The sequence below is a fragment of the Burkholderia sp. SRS-25 genome (assembly GCF_004343765.1).
Classification (GTDB): domain Bacteria; phylum Pseudomonadota; class Gammaproteobacteria; order Burkholderiales; family Burkholderiaceae; genus Burkholderia; species Burkholderia contaminans.
Window position 1 is genome coordinate 122,267 of the sequence record NZ_PTXM01000020.1, and the last position, 22,489, is coordinate 144,755.

Consider the following 22,489-nt stretch of genomic DNA (forward strand, 5'->3'; position numbering starts at 1 on the left):
GCGCGCGGTCACTTGCCGGCCGCGGCCGTCGCCTGCGCGATCTTCTGCTGCGCCTGGCGCAGCGCGGCGTCGGGCGCGGCCTGCCCGGTCAGCGCGAGCTGCAGCTGGTCGCCGAGAATGCTCTCGACCTGCTGCCAGTCGTTCACGCGCGGCCGCGCACGGCCGGCTTCGAGCGCCTTCAGCTGATCCGGATACCAGCGATACTGGCGCACCAGCGCCGGATCGTTGAACACGCTGCGGCGGGTCGGCGGAATGCCGATGCCGGCGAGGCGCGTCTGCGTGTCGCGCGCGGTCAGGTACGCGAGGAAATCCTGCGCGAGCTTCGCGTGCGGCGCGTCCTTCGGGATGCCCATCTGCCAGATGCCGAGCATCGGCGCCGGGCCCGCGGTCTGCCCGGGCGGCGGCTGCAGCGCGATCTGGCCGACGACGCGCGACTGCTTCGGATCGTCGAGCGCCGGCACCCACGCCGGCCACACCTCGATCGACTGCGCAGCCGTGCCGCGCTGCAGCGCGTCGCGTACTTCGGCCGCGCCATAAACGTCGACGTCCTTCGGCGCGGATGCCTTCAGCGCGAGGAAGGTCTTCAGCGCGGCCTGCGCTTCGCGCGAATCGATCGTCACGTTGCCGGCACGGTCGAACACGTCGCCGCCATAGGCCCACAGGATCGGCAGGAAGCCCGTCACGACCGGGTTGCCCTTCGTGCCGCGGAACACGACGCCCGACACGCTCTTGTCCGCGCCGCCGACGGTCTGCGCGATCTTCAGCACGTCGTCCCAGTTGCGCGGCGGCTGCAGCTTGTACTTCGCGAGCAGGTCCTTGCGGTACGCGAACATTTCGACGTTGCCGACGATCGGCAGCGCGTACAGCGCACCGGCCGCGTTGCGGCCGAGCGCGACGGTGGACGGCACGAGATCGGTGTCGGCAAGCGACGCGGGCAGCGGCTTCAACCAGCCGTTGCCGATGAATTCGGGCGCCCACGTGTCATCCATCATCACGAGGTCGTATGCACCGGTGCCTTCGCGCATCGACAGCTTGAGCTTCTGGTACAGGTTCGCGTTCGGCAGCTTGAGCAGCTCGATCTCGGTGCCCGGGTGCAGCTTGTTGAAGCCGGCGACGGCGTCGGCCAGCCCCTTGCCGTAAATGTCGTCGCGGCCTGCGATGACGAGATCCGCGGCAACGGCGTGCGTGGCGGCGAAGGACAGCGCAAGGGCGGCGGACAGCGCGCGCAGGCGGCTCAGCAAGGTCATGAGGTCTCTCTCGTTCGGCGTGGTGGCGGGACGGCCAGGCGTTGCACACGTGTGCAACGCGGGAGATGCGTCTGGCCGCCTGTTGCGAACGCCATTGTTCACGCCGATCGTTAAGGATTTATGGCACACGGCGATCACCGGTGCGCGGCGCCTGCCGAGCGCTTGCCACAGCGAGTCGGGCGGCAACCCGGCCGCCCGCCACCCACCTGCTGCTCGCCGCTCGTTGCGCGTCGCCGGCCGCCCGCGTTCCGCGCGCCGTGTCCCACGCCCCCCGCTTAAAAGTTCACACGAATGCCAGCCATCACCGCCAGTTGCCGGCTCGAATTGCTGTTCGCGAGCACCGGGATCTGCGCGTAGTTCACCGCGTTGCCGTCCGCGTCGGTGCCGAGCCCCTTCCCGCTCGCGATCTGGCCGATCGCGACCGCATACAGCGCCGTGCGCTTCGACAGGCTGTAGTTCGTGCCGACGTTCACCTGGTGGAACCGCGTCGTGCCGCGCCCGTCGGTATGCACGGCGTTGAAGATATAGGCGACGCCGCCCTGCAGCGCGGGCGTGAACATGTACGTGGCGTTCACCTCGCCGATATCGAACGTGAACGCCTGCGTGCGCGGCTGCGCGGCGGTCGAGAAATAGCGGCTGTCGCCGAGGCGCGTATGCGTATAGGTGAGCGCGATCGTCGCGTCGCCGAACGTGACCGAGCCGCCCGCGCCGAACGCGCGCATCGAGCCGGCGTCCTGCAACAGGCAGACCATCGCGCCCGGGTTGCTGCACGCGAAATCGCCGATATAGCCGGTCGCGCCGCCGAGCGCCGCGTCGAGCGGCTGGTGCAGGTCGAGGTAGCCGACCGAGAACGCGACCGGCGCGCGCGTGTACGTCGCGGCGACCGCATAGCCGCGCTTCGCGGAGAAATCGCCGGCCTGCCCGCCGAAGCTGAAGGTGCCGCCGAACGTGAGACCGTTGAAATCGGCGCTGGTGAACTTCACCGCGTTGTTGAAGTTGAACGCGGCGTTCAGGTTGTCGACGTCGCCGAGGTGCGAGCCGTACGGCGTCGACCAGTTGTTGCTCGACACGTACGCGCCGAGCATGTCGGTGTACGAGTCGTACTGGCGGCCGAGGCCGAGCGTGCCGATGCCGTCCTGGCGCAACCCGACCCACGCCTGCCGGCTGAAGGCCGTGCCGCCCTGCAGCGCCTGCCCGTTCGCGGACAGAAACTGCTGCTCGAGCGTGAACACCGCATTGAGCCCGCCGCCAAGCGGCTCGGCACCCTGGAAACCGAAGCGCGACGGCACGAGGTTGCCGCCGCCCATCTGCCACGCATGGCCGCCGCCCGTGCTGCCGTCGGCGCGCGTGAACTGCTGGTTCGTCGAATAGATGATGCCGGTATCCACGGTGCCGTACAGCGTCACGCTGCCCGAGGTCTGCGCATGTGCGTGCATGCAACCCAGCGTCGCCGCAGCCGCGGCCAGTCGTCGTCCGATCTTCATGTCCCGCCCCTCTGTTGTCATCGATTCGCAGTGCAGATCGATGGAGTTGTCGATATGGGTGACAGGACTCTATCCAGCGAAAATTCAGGACCTCTATCGCAAATCGGCAAACAGTCGCATGTGTTGCCCGCGACGTTGCCCGGCGGCGCCGTCGCGGCGCGCGCGTGTCATTCGGGGCGCGTCGTCTGCGACGGCAGCTCGCCGAACAGGTCGCGATACTCGCGCGCGAAATAGCCGAGGTGCGTGAACCCCCAGCTCGCGGCGGCCTCGCCGACGCCGAGCTGCTGCACGGGCGTCGTGCGCAGCAAGCGGCGCACCGCGTTCAGCCGGATCGTGCGCAGATAGCCGACCGGTGTGACGTCGGCCACGCGCTGGAAACTCGTTTGCAGCGTGCGGCGGCTGCAGCGCAGCGCGCGGCACAGTTCGAGCACGGTGACGGGTTCCTCGGGGCGGTCGCGCAGATGCTTCTCGCAACGGCTCACGATGTCGCTGTAGGTGGCGTGCGTGATGTCGCGGCGCTCGACGCCGATGCCCTGCTCGAGCGCATCGAGAAACATGCCGAGCATCGCGTCGCGGAACATCTTGCGGGTGGCCGCGTATTCGAGGTGGCCCGGGTTGCGCTGCGCATCGTCGATCAGCGACGACAGCCGCACACCGAGCGCGACGCCCTGCTCGTCGGACAGCCGCGTCACGTGGCGCAGCTTGCGTGCGCCGGATGCGCCGAATTCGGCTTCGCACAGCTCGTCGACCATGTCGGACGCCGCGCTGATCCCGACGAGCCCCATCCCTTCCGGCGTGTGGAATTCGAAATCCTCGCCGGCGCGCAGCGCGAGCAGCGCGTAGCCGTCGACGGGCTGGCCCTGGAACGTACCCGCGAGCGGCACGGACAGCGGCACCGCGAGCGACGTGCGCCCGGCCGGCGCGAGCCCGGTTTGCGCGACACGCCGGTTGGTCGTTTCGCGGAAGAAGTGGAAATCGTCGTACAGCACCTGCGTGACGGTGCCCTTGAAGCGGCCCGGCGTCATCTGGCGGTAGACCTGATGCCAGCCCGCGATCGCGAGCCCGTGATCGTGCACGTCTTCGTGTGAGCGTGACTGGAACAGCATCGGCATCTCCGGTAAAACCCCTAAACGCGGCCGCTGGTTCCCCGGCGCGCAACGCCACAGCTTACCCGTGCAAAATCCTGCGTAGTGCGGTTTCGAACGCGAGACAGGCCGCCGACAATGCAGCAGCCTGCTCGCCCGTCAGGCGAACGTAGCGGCGGAACGACGGCATCCGGTTCACGACCTCGCTGCCGCCGAACGGCACGATCGCGAGCGTCCAGCGGCCGTCGCGTGCATCGATCGTACAGTCGGTCAGGTGCAGCGGCCGCAGCGCGTCGGCCAGCGACGGTTCGGCGACCAGCGCGGCCACCGCATCGACGAATCCGGGGTCGCATCCCGGCAAGGCCACCGCGTCGACACCCGTGCTGCGCAGCCAGCCGGTCTGACGCACGCGCGCGCTGCCCTGCACGGCCGGGCCGCGCGCGGTGGCCGCCACCTTCACGCTGACCGTATGCATCAGGAACTGGCGCTCGACCCGCTCGCCGATGGTCACGCGCACGCCGTTCGGCAGCCGGGCCGTCAGACCGGCGGCCCCGTCGGCCTCGCGCTCGGCGCGCAGGTCGGCCAGCACGCGCGCGGCGATCGCGCCGGGCCGATGGCCGGGCGGCGGCGCGTCGGGTGCCGCGCGCCAGCGGGCGAGCGCGGCCTTCACGATGCGACGTGCTCGTTGCGCAGCACTTCCTCGACCGGCACCGGCTTGAACGGATGCCGGCGCTGCACGACGAGCGTCCAGAACAGCGCGTACAGCGCGGTGAGCCCGAGCATCGCGCCGAACGGCACGTAGATGTCGCGCGCGTTCATGCCCGGCGGCGTGATGTACCAGATCGCCAGGATGATGCCGACGCTCGACACGATCTGCGGCAGCGGGAACAGCGGCGAACGGTACGGGCGCGGCAGGTCCGGGCGACGAATCCGCAGCATCACGACCGATGCGGTGACGAGCAGGTACGCGGTGCCCCACGCGCAGGTCGCGGCGAGCACGAGATGCAGGATGCTGTCGAGATTGCCGTTGATCAGCCACGCGTGGAAGATCGGCACGATCGCCGCCGCGACGATACCGACCACCGGCGTCTTGAAGCGCGGGTGCAGGTACGCGAAGCAGCGCGGCAGTGCGCCGTCGATCGCCATCCCGTACAGGATGCGCGGCAGCCCGGCCATCAGCGTGTTGATCGTCGCGGCGCCGGCGCACAGGAACGCGATGCCGAACCACACGCGGCCGAACGGGCCCAGCACCTGCAGCGCGAACGCGGGAATCGCGCCCGGCGTGTCGAGCAGGTGCGTGAGGCCGTCGGGGCTCACCGGCACGTTCGCGACCTGACGGCGGATCGCCGCGCCGTACAGGAACATGCAGATCGCGACGCCGACGAGGCCCAGCGCCATCGCGCGCGGAATCGTCTTGCCCGGCGCCTTCATTTCCGGCGCGAGCGGCGTGACGAACTCGCAGCCGACGAACATGAACATCGCCATCCCGACCAGCGACAGCACGGCCGGCGCCGACGTGCCGACTTCCGAGCCGCCGAACCAGCCGTCGAGATGCACGGCCGGCGCGGCCGCGAGCCCGAGAATCCCGAAGATCATCAGCGACAGCCACATGCCGGCCGTCAGCACGATCTCGAGCTTGCTGAACACCTTGATGCCGATGATGTTGGTGATCGCGAACGTGACGACGAGGCCGACGCCGACGAGCCACGAACTGTTGTGCTTCTCGAACGCGGCATTCAGCGATTCGAAATTGACGAGCGCCATGATGCCGCTCAGGATCGTTTCCGCCGTGCCGGCGAACACGTGCACGAGGAAATACGCGGAGATCGTGCCGGTGATCGCCCAGAAACGGCCGAGCCCGCACGACAGGTAATCGTAAACAGAGCCGGCCGTCGGCAGCATCGCCGCGGCTTCGGAGAAGGTCGTCGCCTGCGCCTGCATCATCACGAACGCGATGATCATCGCGATCGCGAACGCCCAGCCGCCCATCCCGAAGCCCGACGTCGCGGTGAGAATCACCGGGCTCGCCATGATGAGGCCGACGGCGCTCGCCAGCGCGGTCGGAAAGCCGACCGCACCCGCCTTCAGCGCCGTGCCGCCGCCTGCTTCAGCCGGCGTGCCGGCGGGCGTGTCGCCCGCTGCGCCGGTAACTCCTGACCATCCCGACATCCCTGTCTCCTTCCAGTGTCGAACCGGGCCGCCGCTTCGCCGGCGGCCCGGGTTCCCTGCCTTGCGGTCAGCCCGGGGTGGCGCTTCGGCGCTTCGTTACCCGGGCTCCTTGTCGATCACACGTCGATCCGATGTCGAAAAAATACGCAGGCAAAATAATCCGGTCATAGCCCAAATCGGCAAACCGGCGGCAGCCGCGCTGCCCGCCGCCGGCGCGCCGTCGCGCGATCACGCGAACGGCACGGCCTCGAAGCCCGCCGCGAGCGCGTCGACGATCCGGTCGAGCTGCTCGCGCTGGATCACGAGCGGCGGCGACAGGATGATCTTCGTGCCGACCGGGCGCACCAGCACGCCATTCTCGCGCGCGACTTCCGCGACCGCGTTCGCATAGCCCGAGAGCGGGTCGATCGGCTCGCGCGTGTCCTTGTTCGCGACGAGGTCGAGCGCGAGCATCAGCCCCTTGCCGCGCACCTCGCCGACCGCCGCGAAGCGTTCCGCGAACGGCTGCAGCGCTTCGAGCAGATACGCGCCCTGCTTCGCCGCGTTGGCCGGCAGGTCTTCCTTCACGACGATGTCGAGGCTCGCGATCGCGGCCGCGCAGGCGACCGGATGGCCCGCATACGTGTAGCCGTGCATGATCGCGCCGCCGAAATCGGCGTTCGCGGCGAACGCGTCCTCGATCCGCGCGTTCACGACCGTCGCGCCGAGCGGCACGTAGCCCGACGAGATCCCCTTCGCGAGACACATGATGTCCGGGCGCACGCCCCAGCCGCGGCTGCCGAACAGGCTGCCGCTGCGGCCAAAGCCCGTCACGACTTCGTCGGCGATCAGCAGGACGCCGTAGCGGTCGCACACCTCGCGCACGAGCGGCCAGTAGTTGGCCGGCGGCACGATCACGCCGCCTGCACCCTGGATCGGCTCCGCGATGAACGCGGCCACCGTGTCGGGGCTCTGGAACTGGATCTCGCGCTCGAGCATCTCCGCGCAGATCCGGCCGAGTTCTTCGGGATCCTGCGTGAATGGGTTGCGATACAGCCACGGCGTCTCGACGTGGAAGCAACCCGGCAGGTTCGGCTCGTAGTTGCGGCGGAATACCGTGTTGCCGTTCACCGACGCGCCGCCGAAGTGCGTGCCGTGATAACCCTGCTTCAGCGAGATGAACTTCGTGCGGTCGGCCTGGCCGCGCACCTTCCAGTACTGGCGCGCGATCTTCAGCGCGGTCTCGATCGAGTCGGAGCCGCCCGAGCTGTACAGCACGCGGCGCATCCCTTCCGGTTCGAGCATGTCGATCACCTTCTTCGACAGCTCTTCGGCGCGCGGATGCGAAATGCCGTCGAACAGCTGGAAGTATTCAAGCTCGTCGAGCTGGCGCACGATCGCGTCCTTCACTTCCTGGCGGTTATGGCCGACGTTCACGTTCCACAGGCCCGCGACGCCGTCGACGAGCTTCCGCCCTTCTTCGTCGAACACATAGCAGCCGTCGCCGCGCACGATGCGGATCGGCTTGCGCTGTTTCATCTCGTTCGGGTGCAGCATCGGGTGCCAGAATTTCGCTTCGTTGTAGCTCATTGCAGTCTCCACTGTCGGATCGTTCGAGGTTGATGCCGCGCGTCAGTGCGCGATGCAGACGGATTTGGTTTCGGTGAAGCCTTCGATCGCGTACTGGCCGAATTCGCGGCCGATGCCCGATTGCTTGTAGCCGCCGAACGGCATCGACGGGTCGAGCGGAATATGGCAGTTCACCCATACGGTGCCGGCCTCGATCTGCGGCACGAGGTTCATCACGCGCTTCAGGTCGTTGCTCCAGAGGCTCGCGGCGAGGCCGTACGGCGACGCGTTCGCGAGGCGCACCGCGTCGGCCGCGTCGTCGAACGGCACGACGACGATCACCGGGCCGAACACTTCGTCGCGCACGATCGCGCTGTCCGGATGCGGATCGGCGATCACGGCCGGCTTCACGTAGTAGCCGGGCAGGTCATCGGCCGGCGTGCCGCCCGCGAGGAACGTCAGGCCCGCGCGGCGCGCGCCTTCGATGTGCTGGACGACCTTGTCACGATGGTGCGCGGACACCAGCGGGTTGATCTGCGCGGTCGTGTCGAGGCCCGCGCCGAGCTTCATCGACTGCGCGACGCCCGCAAGGCCGTCGGCGAGCTGCGCGAACTTGCTGCGATGCACATAGATGCGCGAAGCGGCCGCGCACACCTGCCCCTGGTTGAAGAACGCGCCGGCCGCGACACCGTCGAGCGCCTGCGCGACGTCGATGTCGTCGAGCATCACGATCGGGTTCTTGCCGCCGAGCTCGAGCGAAAAGCGCGTCATGTTCTGCACGGCCGCCGCACCGACCAGCTTGCCGGTCGCGGTCGAGCCCGTGAACGAGATCTTCGCGATCGACGGGTGGCTCGCGAGCGCGGCGCCGCACACGCGGCCGCCAGTGACGACGTTGAACACGCCTGGCGGCACGCCGGCTTCGAGTGCGAGCTCGGCCAGGCGCAATGCCGTGAGCGGCGTTTCCGGCGACGGCTTCAACACGATCGTGCAGCCGGACGCGAGCGCGGGGATCAGCTTCCACACTGCGATCATCAGCGGGAAATTCCACGGCACGATCGCGGCGACCACGCCGACCGGCTCCTTGCGCGTATAGGCCGTATAGCGCGCGCCGGGCGGGAACGGGATCGACACGTCGAGCGTCTGGCCGGTGATCTTGGTCGCCCAGCCGGCCATGTAGCGCGCGTATTCGACGCTCGCGCCGACCTCGATTGCGCGCGACACGTGGATCGACTTGCCCTGGTTCAGCGTTTCGAGCTGCGCGAGCGTTTCGGCGTCGCGTTCGATCAGGTCGGCGAGTTTCAGCAGGATGCGTTCGCGGTCGGCCGGACGCAGGCCGCTCCACACGCGGGTGTCGAATGCGTGCTTCGCGCTGGCGACCGCTCGGTCGACGTCGTGTGCGTCGGCGTCCGCGACCGTCGCGAGCCGCTCGCCCGTCGCGGGGTCGTACACGTCGAGCCGCGCGGCCGTGTGCGCGGGCTGCATTTCACCGTCGATGAAGAGGCCGAAGTCACGCGCAACGAAGGTGCGCACGGTGTCGCTGACGGCGACGAAGTTCGTGGTGCTCATGGGCGTCTCGAGGATTGTCGTGGCTGGACCGCGTGCGCACTGGCACGCGGGCGTCGTTCCACTGTATCGACGAGGGATTGCGCGAGGTGAGCGCAAATTGGCAGCGCGTAGGCGCTGGGGGGCGGGTTCGAACCGCGCGGGATGGTGGCGGTCGACGCGGAACGCCGGCTGCGGGAGCGGTGCCGGTCAGCCGCTGACGTACATGCAGCCCGCTCCCCCGACCAGTTCGTTTTCCTTCGCACTGCCCGATGTGAACAGGCAGAAGCTGGCGCCGAGATCGCTTTCGAATTCCAGCAGGAAGTCCAGCCGGCCGTCGCGATCCAGGTCGCCCGCCCAGACCAGCGACGCGCTGAACGGCGGCGTGTTGCCACCGAAGTCATGCAGGACCGACCGCTTGCCGTCGCCTTCGACAATCACCGCACCGGGTAGAGTGTGGCGCAGTGCGTACCGGCGACCGTGAAAGCCGAAGCGCAACGGGGCGGCGCCGGGTTCGATCGCCTTTCCATCTTTCGGAAACGCCATGTTCGCAGCTTCGACCTTGCCCTGCCTGAGCGACTTGCAGCGAAACAGCGCCACGGCTTTTCTCAGGTCGGACTTGATGTCGACGATGTCGCCGCTCGGCGGCGACGGTTCGAAGCGGACACGTGCCGGCGCAAGTTTCCAACGGTGCCTGTCCGGTATCAGTCCGAGCCATCCGCCACCGGCATAGAGACCGGCCTCACCGACGTCGTCCGGGGCAATTCGGGTCGGTTGCAGCACGAGGCACGAATCGGGCTCGCTCTCTTGCGCGAAGGCGGTCGTGGCCGTGGACGCCCCCAGCAAGGCGAGCAGCACGGCCAGCAGCGCTTTGGTTTTGGTATTCATGAATCGCCGATCACGAAGGTTCGAATTCCGGATCGCAATTATCCGACGAATTACAGGAACAACGCCCCGACCAGTTCCGTGCGGTTCGACACGCCGAGCTTGCGGTACATCCGCATCAGGTGCGTCTTGACGGTCGGCTGGCCCAGCGCGAGATCGCGGGCGATCTCCTTGTTCGAGCGGCCGTCGCGCACGAGGCGCGCGATCTGCTCCTCGCGGTAGGTCAGGCGCTCCTCGCAACCGATCCGGTGAATGCCACGCCGCGCGCGCAGCAGCGGGCTCAGCGCGGCTTCGGCCACGGGCTGCAGCCGGGCGAGCGCGTCGATCTCGCCGGGCGCGAACCGCCCGGCCGTGCTGTTGCCGGCCATGCCGCCGCGCGTGTCGCCCGCCCCGAAGCGCAGCAGCGAGAACGCGCCGACCGTGCGGCCCGCGTCGCGCAGCCAGATCTCGACGACGTCGGCCACGTCGTGCCGCCGCAGGAAACGGGTCCAGTACGCGGACGCGTCACGTCTTTCGTCAGGCAATTGGGAAGCGAGCGCGACGACCGCGCGCTCGCCTGCCGCGCAACGCGACGGATGCAGCGGATCGAGCATCCGGTAGCGCGCGACATAGGTACGATGCATCGATTCCGGCATCCCGAACAGCTCGAAATCGGCCGGTTCGCCGCTCTGGTCGAGCCGGTAGAACACGATCGCGGACGGGCTCGCGAACGCGTCGAACGCGGCCACGCAAGCACGCAGCGCGCGCGGCCAGTCGGCGGCGGCCGGATCGGCGGGATCGGATGGGGTCGGCATGGTGGAATCAGCTGGCGGGCGAACGTATCGAAGATCGAAGTTCGGGCCAGCCTACCGGCGCCGAAAAGCGCCGGTGAGCACAAATCGGCAAATCGTCCCGGCCCGCCCGGTACCGCGGGTTCACCCTCCGGCCGGGACGACGCAGGCGCGCAGCCGGGCACGCGCCCGATTCAGCGTGCGTTCGCGGCGAACGTATCGCAGGCGCTCAGCTCACCCGATTGCATCCCGCGCCGCAGCCAGTACACGCGCTGGTCGCTGGTGCCGTGCGTGAAGCTCTCCGGTACGACATAGCCCTGCCCCTGCTGCTGCAGCCGGTCGTCGCCGATCGCGGCGGCGGCCTTCAACCCCTGCTCGAAATCGCCGGGTTCCATCAGCCGCTGGTTCGCGCGCTGCGCGTTGTTCGCCCACACGCCGGCAAAGCAGTCGGCCTGCAGCTCCATCCGCACCGACAGCGCATTCGAGTGCGCCTGGCTCGCCCGCCGGCGCGCGGCGTCGACCTTGTCGGAGATGCCGAGCAGGTTCTGCACGTGGTGGCCGACTTCGTGCGCGATCACGTAAGCCTGCGCAAAATCACCGCCCGCGCCGAAACGCGTGCGCAGTTCGTTGTAGAAACCGAGATCGATATACACCTTGCGGTCGCCCGGGCAGTAGAACGGCCCCATCGCGGTCTGGCCCGTGCCGCATGCGGTCGGCGTCGAGTTCGTGAACATCACGAGCGTCGGCGGCTGGTACTGCGCGTGCAGCTGGGTATTGAACACGCCCGTCCACGTGCGCTCGATATTGCCGAGCACCTTGCGCGTGAACACCGCACCCGTGTCGTTCGCCGGCTCGCCCTGCCGCTGCGCGGGTGCAGGCTGCGCCTGCTGCTGGCGGCCCTGCAGCGCCGAGGCGCCTTCGAGTATCACGCGCGGGTCGATCCCGAAGAAATACGACGCGGCGAACGCAACCACGATCGTGCCGATGCCGATCGTCGCGCCGCGCCCGCCGCCGAACCCGCCTGCGCTGCGGCGATCCTCGACGTTCGTGCTTTCCGTTTCGTCGTCCAGCCTCATAGCCGGCCCTCCCTGTTCTTGTCGATGGTCCGGCGCGCGAGCGCGCAACCGGGCGATAGGCTGTCGTGACACGATCCCCGGCGGATGCAGCGCGCGCGTCGGGTGCGCGCTCCTGCCGGGATCTCCGGCCTGCCGGTCCGCTCGCACGACGGAATCGGCCGGCCGATGCACAGCGCGCGATGCGCGGCCCGCCCGCGCTATTCTGCCGGGCTTTCGTGACTTATCGCAAAAATGTGGAGGATAGAGCGATTCGGCGCCGCACATCGTCAGCCTTTGCAAAATGGTCCGCTGCCGCGCCGGCCGCCCGGATGCCGCCCGCGTTCATCCTTTCGGCGGATACCGGCGCTCGCCAGCGCCGCCTAAAGTGACCGGAAACGACCCCTTTCCGGAGCACGACATGACCCACCCGCAACTCCGCACGATCGCGATCACCGGCGCGGGCACCGGTATCGGCGCCGCGTGCGCGCACCGCTTCGCCCGCCGCGGCGACCGCGTCGTGCTGATCGGTCGGCGCCAGGCGCCGCTCGACGCGCTGGCCGCCGAAACGGGCGGCCTCGCGCTGGCCGGCGATGCCGCAAGCACCGCCGACTGGTCCCGCTTCCTGCCACGGATCGCCGAACGCTTCGGCCGCGTCGACGCACTCATCACATGCGCGGGCGGCCACGGCCTCGGCCGCGCGGATGAAACCGACGACGCGCAATGGCGCGACGCGATGCACGCGAACCTCGACACCGCGTTCGTCAGCGCACGCGCATGCCTGCCCGACCTGATCGCGCAGCGCGGCAGCATCGTGCTGGTCGCGTCGATCGCCGCGCTCGCGGCTGGGCCCGGCGTGTGCGGCTACACGGTCGGCAAGCACGCGCTGCTCGGGCTCGCGCGGTCGCTCGCACGTGACTACGGGCCGCACGGCGTGCGCGCGAACGCGGTATGCCCCGGCTGGGTCCGCACGCCGATGGCCGACGCGGAAATGGAACCGCTGATGTCGGCGCACGGCGACACGCTCGACGGTGCGTATGCGCGCGTCAGCGCCGACGTGCCGCTGCGGCGCGCGGCAGACCCGGACGAGATCGCGGCCGTGTGCGCGTTCCTCGCGTCGCCGGACGCGTCGTTCGTGACCGGCGCAACGCTCGTCGCCGACGGCGGCGCGATGGTCGTCGACGTGCCGACGCTCGCGTTCGACAAGCATTGATGCGCGGGTGCGCCGCTCGCGCGACATACGCGTCGCGGGCGGCGTTGCGTGAACGTGCGCCTGCCCCTTCACCGCCCGCCCGCGCGCCCACCGCCGCACACGCAACGCGTCTCCCGTTTATTTCCCGCCCCTGAAAATCCGCTACCATCGACCGATCCCGCCGCCCCGCCCGGCACCGCCTCACGGTTCGAACGTCGATGAACATCCGGTTTCTTGAAACCTTCGTCTGGCTCGCGAAGCTGGAAAACTTCCGGCTCACCGCCGAAAAACTGCACACCACACAGGCCGCCGTATCGAGCCGCATCGCGTCGCTCGAGGAAGCATTCGACGTCCGCCTGTTCGATCGCAACACGCGTTCGGCCACGCTCACGCCCGCCGGGCGCCGCATGCTCGCGTACGCGGAGCGGATCGTGCGGCTCGACGGCGAAATGCGCCGCGACATCGATGCGGCGAGCGACGCGGGCCTGATCCGGATCGGCGTGATCGAATCGATCGTGCACAGCTGGTTCCCCGCGCTGATGGCGCAACTGCGCGAGCGCTATCCACGCCTCGACGTCGAGATCACGAGCGACACCACGCTGCACCTGATCCGCCTGCTGAGCACCGACGGCGTCGACCTGATCCTGCAGACCGACCCGGTGCCGGGCCCCGATTTCACGAACCTGCCGCTGTGCGAATTCCCGGTGCGCTGGGCGGCCAGCCCGCGCCTCGGGCTCGGTGGCCAGCCGCTCGACGTCGCGCGTCTGGCCGAATTCCCGATCATCAGCTTCTCGCGCCACTCGGGGCCGCACGCGACGATCGAGCGGCTGTTCGCAGCCGTCGAGCGGCCGGCCAGCATCAACTGCATCACGTCGGTCGCCGCGATGATCCGCCTCGTCGCCGACGGCTTCGGCGTGGCCGCGCTGCCGCCCGCGATCATCGGGCGCGAGCTGCACGAAGGCGCGCTCGAACTGCTCGACGTCGAACCCGAATTCCCCGCGCTGCCGCTCGTCGCGACATATCGCAGCCAGGGCTTGCCGGTGGCCGCGCGCATCGCGGAACTGGCCAGCGAAGTCGCGCGCGCGATGTCGGCCGCCGCGAATCACGCAAAGACGGCCGCGCCCGATGCCGTGGGCAAAGCACCCGCCCGTCCCGCGACGAAAGCAAATACCCGAGCGAAAGCACCGGCAAAAGCGAAGCGCACGACGCAATCCACCCCGCCCGCCACGCCCTCCGCGCAACGCCGCCCGCGCCGCTCATAAGAAAACCTGTTCACCGCGAATTTGTTTTCTTGTTGGACGGGCGCGGCCCGTCTTCGGGAAACTGGGGTTCCTGACATCCCCCCGTCACGAGGAACCCCGCGATGACCCGCCTTACCCTTCCGCACGGCCAGCTTTGCGTCTGGACGGATATCGACCCCGCGCACGAAGCCGATTTCAACGCGTGGTACGACCGCGAGCACATGCAGGAACGCGTCGCGATTCCCGGCTTCACGCATGCGCGGCGCTTTCGCGCGACCGATCGCGGCCCGCGCAAGTACCTCGCGCTGTACGTGACGGACGCGCTCGACGTGTTCCATGGCGACGCGTATCGCCGCGCGTTCACGCAGCAGACCGCATGGTCGCTCGCGAACTTCGAGCGCATGACGGGCACGCAGCGACGCGTCGGAGAACTGACGATCGAGGCCGGCGACGGCGAAGGCGCGCATCTCGCGCTGTTCGTGCTGCCGCCGGATCGCATCGACGTGCCGCACCTGCGCAAGCGCTTCGACGACGTGCTGCACGAACCGGGCATCCACGCCGCGCGACTCTTTCGCACCGCGCCCGAACTGTCGGCGCCGATCGGCGCCGATGCGGCCGCCCGCCTGGCCGCCGATGCGCTCGTGCTGATCGAAGGCAGCGATGCGGCGGCAACGCGCCGTGTCGCCGCATCGCTCGCCGGCCACGACGACGTGCGCACCTTCGACCTGCTGTGGCGCGCCGCCGCACCGCTGCATGTAACGCGCAGCGACGTCGAAACGGAGCCCGCTGCTGCCGCCGCGCTGCCCGCCTGATCGCCCGCGCCGGCCGTACCGCACGCACACTGCCCGCCAGCGCAACGGCCCGGCGCTTCATCCCGTTCCCCGTCACGACATGTCCGACACCATGAGCACTCTCGCCCAGCCCGCCGCCCATGCGCCCCGCCGCGTCCGCAACAGCCGACTCGCGACCGCGAGCATGATCGGCACGTCGCTCGAGTGGTACGACTTCACGATCTACAACACGCTCGCCGCGCTCGTCTTCAACCACCTGTTCTTTCCGTCGGTCGATCCGCTGGCCGGCACGATCCTCGCGTTCTCGACCTATGCGGTCGGCTACGTGTCGCGCCCGCTCGGCGGTTTCGTGTTCGGCAATCTCGGCGACCGCATCGGCCGCCGCGCGGTGCTGATGCTCACACTGGTGCTGATGGGCGTGACGACTGCGTTGATGGGCGCGCTGCCGACCTACGCGCAAGCCGGCATCCTGAGCCCGATCCTGCTCGTCGCGCTGCGCTTCGTGCAGGGCGTCGCGCTCGGCGGCGAATGGGCAGGCGCGGTGCTGCTGTCGGTCGAGCACGGCGACCAGAAGCGACGCGGGCTGTCCGCATCGTGGACGCAGATCGGCCCGTCGTTCGGCACGCTGCTCGGCACCGGCTGCATCGCGCTCGTGACGCTGTCGACCACGTCCGGCGACTTCCTGTCGTGGGGCTGGCGCGTACCGTTCGCGGCCAGCGCGCTGCTCGTCGTGTTCGGCTTCTGGTTGCGGCGCGGCGTCGACGAAACGCCGCAGTTCGAGCAGCTCGCCGAATCGCACGCGACCGCCGAGGTGCCCGTTGCCGACGTGCTGAAGTACCACTGGAAGCGCCTGCTGATCGCCGGTGGCTCGCGGGTCGGCTCGGACGTGCTGTATGCGTTGATCGTCGTGTTCACGCTCACCTACGTGACGACCGTGCTGCACCTGTCGCGCCCCGTCGCCTTGACGGCCGTGATGATCGGCACGGCCTGCAACGCGCTCGCGGTGCCGTTCTTCGGCGCGCTGTCGGACCGCTTCGGCCGCCGGCCCGTGTATCTCGCCGGCGCGCTCGCCGGCATCGTGTGGGCGTTCGTGTTCTTCACGCTGCTCGATTCGGCGCGCCCCGGCGCGATCGTCGCGGCCGTCGCGATCGGCCTCGTGATCCACGCGGTGATGTACGGCCCGCAGGGCGCGTTCGTGACCGAACAGTTCCCGACCCGCGTGCGTTATGCGGGCTCGTCGCTCGCATACACGCTCGCCGGCATCGTCGGCGGCGGCTTCGCGCCGCTCGTGATTGCCGCGCTGTTCCGGCAGACGGGCACGACGACGGCCGTGTCGCTGTATGTCGCCGCCGCGCTCGTCGTCACGTCGATCGCGCTCCTCGTCGCACGCGAAACCGCGCACAAGCCGCTCGCGGATTGAACGTCGCCGCCAGCAAGCCGTTTCATTCTTTCGCACTTCAAACGGATACCCGCATGCCAACCCTGTCGTTCAACGTGATTTCCCGGCAACGCGCACCGGCCACCGTCGACGTCGAGATCGAGCGCGTCGTGATCGCCGGCTGGGCCGGCCGCGATCCGGCCGCAATCCAGGCGCATATCGACGAACTCGCGGCGCTCGACGTCGCGCCACCGTCGACCACGCCCTGCTTCTATCGCGTGTCGGCCGCGCTGCTCACGCAGGCGCCCGCGATCGGCGTGCTCGGCGCACGCTCGGGCGGCGAGATCGAATGCGTGCTGGTCGACAGCGCGGCCGGCACGCTCGTGACCGTCGGCTCCGATCATACGGATCGTGAGGTCGAAGCCTATGGCGTCGCGGTGTCGAAGCAGGTGTGCGCGAAACCGCTCGGCCGCGACGCATGGCTTTACGCGGACGTCGCGGATCACTGGGATGCGATCGAGATGCGTTCGTGGCTGATCTCGTGCGATGGCGAGCGGACGGCATACCAGCATGGCGCGGTGAGTGGCCTGCTTGCGCCCGAGGTGCTGTGGCAGCGCTTCGACGACCGCCGGACGATGCCCGCGCGCGGCGCGATGTATGGCGGCACGGTTGCCGTGCATGGCCCGATCGCGGCGATGGGCGACGGCGATGCGTTCGAGATGGAACTGCACGATCCGGTGCTCGGGCGCAGCCTTCGGCACCGCTATGCAGTGGAGGCGTTACCGGTCGTCGCGTAGCGGGCAATGAGCAAGTGCGCGACACACGGGCGCGACAGCGTTCCGTCGCCGCGCCAGCCGCTGCTAGTACGGCTGAAAGCAGTGATAGTCCGGAAAGTTGAACTGCGAGTTGTTGCAATACAGCACCCCGGCCAGGTCGGTGCACCCGCTCAATGCGAACATCATTACCCCCGCAACCGACACTTTCCACCCGAAATGCAACATTGCGCCCCCGTTTTCGCCTTATCGACATGAGCCGACATGATGCGCATCGGACGCGCCCGGGTATGTGGAGAATTGTTGCCCCGCAGGTTCTGCGGTTCTCCATCGTGCCGGCCCGTGCCAGAGCATGGAATCCGGCACGGGACGTTGCTCACTTGAGACACCCGAGCCCCGCCAGCGTCGCCTCCACCGCCGTGTCGAGCGGCGTCACGGGCTCGCGGCCGAGCACCGCGGTCACCCGCGTGTTGTCGAGCCGGACCGGCTCGCGCCACAGGTAGCGCATCTCGAGCAATTCGCGCAGCGTCGTGACGAACGGCGCCGCGGCCCACACGAACCACCACGGGAACTTGCGCACCGTCGGGCGCAGCCCGTGCCGCTGCGCGACGCGGCGCACGGCCTCCGCCATCTGCGTGCCGTCCGCATCCCAATGCCCGCCCAGGTGAAAGCGCGCGAACGGCTCCAGCGTGTCGCGCCGCTCGATCAGTTCGACCATCGCGCGCGCGGCGTCCGGCACATACGACCATTGGTGCCCGATGCCGGCCCGCCCCGGCACGCTGATGGACGCAACCGGCTCCCCGGCCTTGACGAACCCCGCCGCAAACCAGCTGTTGCCGGTGAGCTTCGGCCCGAAGAAATCGCCGGCGCGCACGATGATCGTGCGAACGCCCTGCCCGGCCGCATCCTGCAGCCGGCGCTCCAGCTCGACGCGGATCGCGCCCTTGCGCGTCGACGGATGCTGCGGCGCATCTTCGACCAGCACCGGAAACGCATCTGGCCCGTAGTTGTAGACCGTGCCCGGCAGCACGATGGTCGCCCGCTCCGCCTTCGCCGCCGCGATCGTGTTGTCGATCATCGGCAGCACCTGCCCGGCCCAGTTCCGGTAGCCCGGCGGATTCACCGCGTGCACGATCACGCTGCAGCCGCGCGCGGCCCGGACGACCGCGTCGCGGTCCATCGCGTCGCCGCGGATCCAGGCGATGCCGTCGCGCTCCGCGACTTCGGCGTCGAGCCCGCGCTTCAACCCGCGCACCAGCCAGCCCGCATCGCGCAACTGCCGCGCGACTTCCCCGCCAATTCCGCCGCTCGCGCCGAGCACGAGTGCCTGTCGTTGCGTCCTGCCTGCGTGGGTCGTCATTGCCGCTCTCCTTGAATGAATGTCCGTGATGACATGCATTCTGGCGCGGCTTCAGCTACTAAGGAATTGCCGAACCTGATGGATCAGCTATACATTTATGTATGGCCATCGATCTGAACTGGGAACGCTACCGCACCTTCCTCGCCGTGCTGACGGAAGGCTCGTTGTCGGGCGCTGCGCGTGCCCTCGGCATCACGCAGCCAACGGCCGGCCGCCACGTCGCGGCGCTGGAGGCCGCGTTCGGCCAGACGCTGTTCACGCGCTCACCGTCCGGCCTGCTGCCGACCGAGGCCGCGCTGGCGCTGCGCGGCCATGCGGAGGCGCTGCGCAGCGCGGCGGCCGCGTTCGAGCGCGCGGCCGCGAGCCACGGCGCCGGCGTGCGCGGCATCGTGCGGATCTCGGCCAGCGACGTGATCGCCGTGGAGGTGCTGCCGCCGGTTCTCGCGCAGTTGCGGCGCGACCATCCGGGGCTCGTCATCGAGCTGGTGCCGACCGATCGCATCCAGGACGTGCTCAAGCGCGAGGCCGACATCGCGGTCCGGATGGCGCCGCCCACGCAGGAGGCGCTTGTTGCGCGGCGCATCGGCGAAATCGACATCGGCCTGTATGCGCGCGACGACTACCTGGCGCGCAACGATGCACCCACGACGATCGACGAACTCGCGCATCACGCGCTGATCGGCTTCGACACGGTCACGCCGTTCATCCGCTCCGCGGGCCGCAGCATGCCGCTGTGGAAGCGCGACGCGTTCTCGCTGCGCACCGACAGCAACCTCGCGCAGCTCGCGATGATCCGCGCCGGCTACGGGATCGGCTTCTGCCAGAACGGGCTCGCGAAACGCGACGCGCGGCTCGTGCGCGTGCTGCCGGACAAGCTCGCGATGCAGCTGGAAACCTGGGTCGTGATGCACGAGGATCTGCGGTCGAGCCCGCGCTGCCGCGCGGTGTTCGACGCGCTGGCCGACGGGCTGCGCGCGTATGTGAACGGCGAAGCCATCGAATAGACGGTTCGCGGCGACGGTCACGGACGAAGCGCCCGAAGCGCCCCGCGCGGCGCTATTCGTAGATTTTCCCGGCGAACAGGATGTCCGCCATCCGCCGCCACGGGTTGTCGGGCACGTCGTAGAAACGCAGCCCTTCCTCCGACGCCTCGGCCCAGTCGACCATCGCGTCCAGGTACGCGCCGATCGAGTGGTTTTCCCAGCCGAGCGCGGAGCGGGAGTACGGCGACGGCGGCACGTCGGCCTCGAGCTGGCGCTCCGTGTTCCAGTCGTGGCCGAGCACGCGCAGGAAGTGGATCAGCGAGCGTTCGTCGACCACGCGCTCCAGCGCATCCTGCAGCTTCGCGGCCATCTGGCGTTGCAGTTCGTCGTTCATTTTTTGTCCCCTGGCGCGCCTCTCACTACGCGCCGCCGCAAGTCGTGCGGCCCGGTTTTACATCAGCAATTGCCGCGACAGCACCTCGCGCGCCTGCGTGACGGCTTCGCGTTCGCCGGGCATCGGCGGCGTCAGCGAAAACACCGCGTCGGGCAGCGGCGGCAGCCGGTATTTCGCGCCGAGCCGCATCATGCCCTCGCCGATCGCCGACGCGCACAGGCAGCCCACCCCGAGCCCCGCCGCCAGCATCGACTGCAGCCCCGCCACCCCCGACGCGCTGTGCACGAGCCGGTACGGCATGTGCTGCTCGTCGAGCGAGCGCACCGCGACCTGATGCATCATGCAGTCGTCCGGCAGCAGCACGAGCGGCAGCGGCTCTGGCAATTGCTCGGCGAGAGCGGGCGATGCGACCCACGACAGCGGCTCGCGCCGCAGCACCCAGCGCGTATCGGCCGACGCCGGCCGGAACGGCCCGCTCGACAGGTTCATCACCACGCCGAGATCGACCTGCCCGCGCGCATGCGCCGCTTCGATATCCGCGCTCTTCATCGCGCTGACGTGCAGGCTCAATTGCGGGTAGCACTCCCGCAGCCGCGCGAGCAGGCCTGCGACTTCGTTGGTGCGGTAGTAATCGGTGATCGCGACGCGCAGCTCGCCCTTGATCGCCTGCCCGCGCACTTCGTCGAACGCGGCCTCGTTCAGCGCGACGATGCGCCGCGCATGCTGCAGCAGCCGAGAGCCAGCCGGGGTCGGCTCGACCCCACGCTTGCTGCGCACGAACAGCGGCACGCCCGCGCGCGATTCGAGCTTGCGCACCTGCTCGCTGACCGTCGACTGCGACAGGTGCAGCAACGGCGCGGCGGCCGTCAGGCTGCCGGCATCCGCGACCGCCGCGAAAGTACGCAACTGATCCAGGTCGAACCCACGCATCGCCATCCTCAATCCATCGAATAACCCGATGGATGCTACCACCAATTCCCGCTTTTCCGATTCATTGCCACCGCCCAGAATGGGGGTCGATCGCCCGTCCACGGCCGAACCGGCGCACCTGGCACCGTATCCGGCGTGAATGTGGCACTCATTCTTTCGGACTTGCTTCCATGACGAACGACACCCTTGCTCCCTGCGTGCCGGCCGGCACGGCCGCCGCGGCGACGCCGCGCAGCCATCACGGCTGGGCGCTGGTGGTCCTGCTGGTTGGCGCGATTTTGCCGCCGCTCGACTACTTCATTGTGAATCTCGCGCTGCCGGCCATTCGCGACGGCATCGGCGCGCGGCCGGCCGAGCTGCAGCTGGTCGTGTCCGCGTATGCGTGTGCGAACGCGGTCGTGCAGATCACCGGCGGCCGGCTCGGCGACCTGTACGGCCGCAAGCGGATGTTCATGGTCGGGATGGCCGGCTTCGTCGTCGCGTCGACGCTGTGCGGGCTTGCCGGCAGCGGCGCGGTGCTGGTCGGCGGCCGTGTGCTGCAGGGCCTGTTCGCCGCGATCCTCGCGCCGCAGGTGCTCGCGACGATCCGCAGCGTGTTCAGCCCGCAGGAGCAGGTGCGCGTGATGGGCTTCTACGGTTTCGTGTTCGGTCTCGCGGCCGTGATCGGCCAGCTCGGCGGCGGCGCGTTGATCAGCCTGCATCCGTTCGGGCTCGGCTGGCGCGCGATCTTCCTCGTCAACCTGCCGATCGGCATCCTCGCGCTGATCGGCAGCTGGCGCTTCATCCCGGAAAGCCGGCCGCCGAAAGGCCAGCGCATCGACGTGCCGGGCATGGCGCTGCTGTCGCTGTTCCTGCTGATGCTCGTCTACCCGCTCACGCACGGTCGCGAGGCCGGCTGGCCGCTGTGGATGGTCGCGTGCCTCGTCGGCGCGCTGCCGATGCTCGGTGCGCTGCTGGCGGTCGAGGCGCGCCGCCTCGCGGGCGGCCACGATCCGCTGCTCGACGTGCGCCTGTTCCGCAACCCCGTCGTCGCGCTCGGGCTCGTGCTGGCGTTCCTGTTCTATACGCTGAGCGCGTTCTTCCTGAGTTACGGGATCTACCTGCAGGGCTGCCTGAACTGGTCGCCGCTCGCATCGGGGCTCGCGATCCTGCCGCTCGGGCTCGGCTTCCTGTCGAGCCCGCTGCTGATGCCGCGACTCGTCGGCCGGTTCGGCGGCTATCGCGTGCTCACGCTGGGCTTCGCGATGCTCGCGGCCGGCGTCGCGACGGCCGCCGCACTGGCGGGTGCAGCCACGCCGGGCGCCGGCTTTTACGTGGGGATCGCGGCGGTCGGGATCGGCCAGGGCCTCGTGCTGCCGTCGGTCGTGCGGATCGTGCTCGCGGAAGTCGACACGGCGCGCGCGGGTGTCGCATCCGGCATGGTCACCGCGATGCTGCAGATCGGCGCGGCCGTCGGCGCCGCGACGATCGGTGGCGTGTTCTTCGCGCGCCTCGGTGCGCATCCGGCTGCGATCAATTACGTGCAGGGCTTCAGGACGTCGATGTTTGCGCTGACGGCCGTGCTGCTCGTGTGCATCGCGCTGTCGGCGATGCTCGGGCCGCTGCATCGGCGGCTGCATGCAGGCAGGTAAGCGGGACAGGAAGCGTCGCGACGGCAAGGTCTGA

The 22,489-nt window shown here is 69.1% G+C and carries 20 protein-coding genes; 7 read left to right on the top strand and 13 right to left on the bottom strand.

What is annotated here, in order from left to right; all coding sequences use genetic code 11:
- Positions 1-8: 8 nt before the first annotated feature.
- The 10 genes from C5O79_RS27155 to C5O79_RS27200 form a co-directional block, all read right to left on the bottom strand.
- The gene (locus C5O79_RS27155) at positions 9-1,247 is read right to left on the bottom strand and encodes an ABC transporter substrate-binding protein (protein WP_122476317.1); all 1,239 of its coding nucleotides are present in this window, start codon (positions 1,245-1,247) and stop codon (positions 9-11) included.
- A 275-nt stretch (positions 1,248-1,522) separates the two neighbouring features.
- Complete coding sequence (locus tag C5O79_RS27160; RefSeq protein ID WP_047849685.1) at positions 1,523-2,731, bottom strand: porin; 1,209 nt, start codon at positions 2,729-2,731, stop codon at positions 1,523-1,525.
- A gap of 167 nt (positions 2,732-2,898) precedes the next feature.
- Positions 2,899-3,837, bottom strand: a complete 939-nt coding sequence (locus C5O79_RS27165; protein ID WP_039344159.1) for a helix-turn-helix domain-containing protein — start codon at positions 3,835-3,837, stop codon at positions 2,899-2,901.
- Positions 3,838-3,898: 61 nt separating this feature from the next.
- Positions 3,899-4,486, bottom strand: coding sequence for a DUF3156 family protein (locus C5O79_RS27170; RefSeq protein ID WP_047849684.1), 588 nt, complete (start codon positions 4,484-4,486; stop codon positions 3,899-3,901).
- Entirely contained in the window at positions 4,483-5,985 is a 1,503-nt protein-coding gene (locus C5O79_RS27175) for an APC family permease (protein ID WP_046548268.1), read from the bottom strand. The genes C5O79_RS27170 and C5O79_RS27175 overlap by 4 nt, the downstream gene beginning before the upstream one ends.
- A gap of 228 nt (positions 5,986-6,213) precedes the next feature.
- Complete coding sequence (locus tag C5O79_RS27180) at positions 6,214-7,554, bottom strand: aspartate aminotransferase family protein (protein WP_122476319.1); 1,341 nt, start codon at positions 7,552-7,554, stop codon at positions 6,214-6,216.
- Between the two features lie 42 nt (positions 7,555-7,596).
- Positions 7,597-9,099 (bottom strand): aldehyde dehydrogenase family protein, encoded by a 1,503-nt coding sequence (locus C5O79_RS27185; RefSeq protein WP_047849682.1) that lies wholly within the window; start codon positions 9,097-9,099, stop codon positions 7,597-7,599.
- Between the two features lie 186 nt (positions 9,100-9,285).
- The gene (locus C5O79_RS27190) at positions 9,286-9,963 is read right to left on the bottom strand and encodes a hypothetical protein (RefSeq protein WP_122476321.1); all 678 of its coding nucleotides are present in this window, start codon (positions 9,961-9,963) and stop codon (positions 9,286-9,288) included.
- A 50-nt stretch (positions 9,964-10,013) separates the two neighbouring features.
- The gene (locus C5O79_RS27195) at positions 10,014-10,754 is read right to left on the bottom strand and encodes a LuxR C-terminal-related transcriptional regulator (protein ID WP_122476323.1); all 741 of its coding nucleotides are present in this window, start codon (positions 10,752-10,754) and stop codon (positions 10,014-10,016) included.
- Between the two features lie 170 nt (positions 10,755-10,924).
- Positions 10,925-11,806: a neutral zinc metallopeptidase gene (locus C5O79_RS27200; RefSeq protein ID WP_047849680.1), complete on the bottom strand. Its 882-nt coding sequence runs from the start codon at positions 11,804-11,806 to the stop codon at positions 10,925-10,927.
- A 397-nt stretch (positions 11,807-12,203) separates the two neighbouring features.
- Between C5O79_RS27200 and C5O79_RS27205 the strand changes: the two genes are divergently transcribed.
- The 5 genes from C5O79_RS27205 to C5O79_RS27225 all read left to right on the top strand — a co-directional run bounded on the left by C5O79_RS27205 (position 12,204) and on the right by C5O79_RS27225 (position 17,181).
- Positions 12,204-12,995 (top strand): SDR family oxidoreductase, encoded by a 792-nt coding sequence (locus C5O79_RS27205; RefSeq protein ID WP_122476325.1) that lies wholly within the window; start codon positions 12,204-12,206, stop codon positions 12,993-12,995.
- Between the two features lie 197 nt (positions 12,996-13,192).
- On the top strand, positions 13,193-14,236 hold the full coding sequence (locus C5O79_RS27210; RefSeq protein ID WP_122476327.1) for a LysR family transcriptional regulator: 1,044 nt from the start codon (positions 13,193-13,195) through the stop codon (positions 14,234-14,236).
- Positions 14,237-14,337: 101 nt separating this feature from the next.
- Positions 14,338-15,027 (top strand): DUF4286 family protein, encoded by a 690-nt coding sequence (locus C5O79_RS27215; RefSeq protein WP_047849677.1) that lies wholly within the window; start codon positions 14,338-14,340, stop codon positions 15,025-15,027.
- Between the two features lie 79 nt (positions 15,028-15,106).
- Complete coding sequence (locus C5O79_RS27220) at positions 15,107-16,426, top strand: MFS transporter (RefSeq protein ID WP_047849676.1); 1,320 nt, start codon at positions 15,107-15,109, stop codon at positions 16,424-16,426.
- A gap of 53 nt (positions 16,427-16,479) precedes the next feature.
- A complete protein-coding gene (locus C5O79_RS27225; RefSeq protein WP_047849675.1) occupies positions 16,480-17,181 on the top strand; it encodes a DUF2848 domain-containing protein in 702 nt (233 codons plus the stop codon).
- Between the two features lie 352 nt (positions 17,182-17,533).
- On the opposite strand, the gene C5O79_RS27230 is transcribed toward C5O79_RS27225, so the two are convergent.
- Positions 17,534-18,517: an NAD-dependent epimerase/dehydratase family protein gene (locus C5O79_RS27230; RefSeq protein ID WP_047849674.1), complete on the bottom strand. Its 984-nt coding sequence runs from the start codon at positions 18,515-18,517 to the stop codon at positions 17,534-17,536.
- Between the two features lie 101 nt (positions 18,518-18,618).
- On the opposite strand from C5O79_RS27230, the gene C5O79_RS27235 reads away from it, so the two are divergent.
- Positions 18,619-19,521: a LysR family transcriptional regulator gene (locus tag C5O79_RS27235; RefSeq protein WP_047849673.1), complete on the top strand. Its 903-nt coding sequence runs from the start codon at positions 18,619-18,621 to the stop codon at positions 19,519-19,521.
- A gap of 52 nt (positions 19,522-19,573) precedes the next feature.
- On the opposite strand, the gene C5O79_RS27240 is transcribed toward C5O79_RS27235, so the two are convergent.
- Positions 19,574-19,894 carry a hypothetical protein gene (locus C5O79_RS27240; RefSeq protein ID WP_122476329.1) on the bottom strand — a complete coding sequence of 107 codons (321 nt, stop codon included), beginning with the start codon at positions 19,892-19,894 and terminating at the stop codon, positions 19,574-19,576.
- Positions 19,895-19,951: 57 nt separating this feature from the next.
- On the bottom strand, positions 19,952-20,824 hold the full coding sequence (locus C5O79_RS27245) for a LysR family transcriptional regulator (RefSeq protein WP_046548590.1): 873 nt from the start codon (positions 20,822-20,824) through the stop codon (positions 19,952-19,954).
- A gap of 170 nt (positions 20,825-20,994) precedes the next feature.
- Between C5O79_RS27245 and C5O79_RS27250 the strand changes: the two genes are divergently transcribed.
- Positions 20,995-22,455, top strand: coding sequence for an MFS transporter (locus C5O79_RS27250; protein ID WP_122476331.1), 1,461 nt, complete (start codon positions 20,995-20,997; stop codon positions 22,453-22,455).
- Positions 22,456-22,489: the final 34 nt, after the last annotated feature.

Bases quoted from the DNA above. Each gene is read 5' to 3' on its own strand.
- C5O79_RS27155 (WP_122476317.1), bottom strand. From the start codon at position 1,247: ATGACCTTGCTGAGCCGCCTGCGCGCGCTGTCCGCCGCCCTTGCGCTG.
- C5O79_RS27160 (WP_047849685.1), bottom strand. From the start codon at position 2,731: ATGAAGATCGGACGACGACTGGCCGCGGCTGCGGCGACGCTGGGTTGC.
- C5O79_RS27165 (WP_039344159.1), bottom strand. From the start codon at position 3,837: ATGCTGTTCCAGTCACGCTCACACGAAGACGTGCACGATCACGGGCTC.
- C5O79_RS27175 (WP_046548268.1), bottom strand. From the start codon at position 5,985: ATGTCGGGATGGTCAGGAGTTACCGGCGCAGCGGGCGACACGCCCGCC.
- C5O79_RS27180 (WP_122476319.1), bottom strand. From the start codon at position 7,554: ATGAGCTACAACGAAGCGAAATTCTGGCACCCGATGCTGCACCCGAAC.
- C5O79_RS27185 (WP_047849682.1), bottom strand. From the start codon at position 9,099: ATGAGCACCACGAACTTCGTCGCCGTCAGCGACACCGTGCGCACCTTC.
- C5O79_RS27190 (WP_122476321.1), bottom strand. From the start codon at position 9,963: ATGAATACCAAAACCAAAGCGCTGCTGGCCGTGCTGCTCGCCTTGCTG.
- C5O79_RS27195 (WP_122476323.1), bottom strand. From the start codon at position 10,754: ATGCCGACCCCATCCGATCCCGCCGATCCGGCCGCCGCCGACTGGCCG.
- C5O79_RS27200 (WP_047849680.1), bottom strand. From the start codon at position 11,806: ATGAGGCTGGACGACGAAACGGAAAGCACGAACGTCGAGGATCGCCGC.
- C5O79_RS27205 (WP_122476325.1), top strand. From the start codon at position 12,204: ATGACCCACCCGCAACTCCGCACGATCGCGATCACCGGCGCGGGCACC.
- C5O79_RS27210 (WP_122476327.1), top strand. From the start codon at position 13,193: ATGAACATCCGGTTTCTTGAAACCTTCGTCTGGCTCGCGAAGCTGGAA.
- C5O79_RS27215 (WP_047849677.1), top strand. From the start codon at position 14,338: ATGACCCGCCTTACCCTTCCGCACGGCCAGCTTTGCGTCTGGACGGAT.
- C5O79_RS27220 (WP_047849676.1), top strand. From the start codon at position 15,107: ATGTCCGACACCATGAGCACTCTCGCCCAGCCCGCCGCCCATGCGCCC.
- C5O79_RS27225 (WP_047849675.1), top strand. From the start codon at position 16,480: ATGCCAACCCTGTCGTTCAACGTGATTTCCCGGCAACGCGCACCGGCC.
- C5O79_RS27230 (WP_047849674.1), bottom strand. From the start codon at position 18,517: ATGACGACCCACGCAGGCAGGACGCAACGACAGGCACTCGTGCTCGGC.
- C5O79_RS27235 (WP_047849673.1), top strand. From the start codon at position 18,619: ATGGCCATCGATCTGAACTGGGAACGCTACCGCACCTTCCTCGCCGTG.
- C5O79_RS27240 (WP_122476329.1), bottom strand. From the start codon at position 19,894: ATGAACGACGAACTGCAACGCCAGATGGCCGCGAAGCTGCAGGATGCG.
- C5O79_RS27245 (WP_046548590.1), bottom strand. From the start codon at position 20,824: ATGCGTGGGTTCGACCTGGATCAGTTGCGTACTTTCGCGGCGGTCGCG.
- C5O79_RS27250 (WP_122476331.1), top strand. From the start codon at position 20,995: ATGACGAACGACACCCTTGCTCCCTGCGTGCCGGCCGGCACGGCCGCC.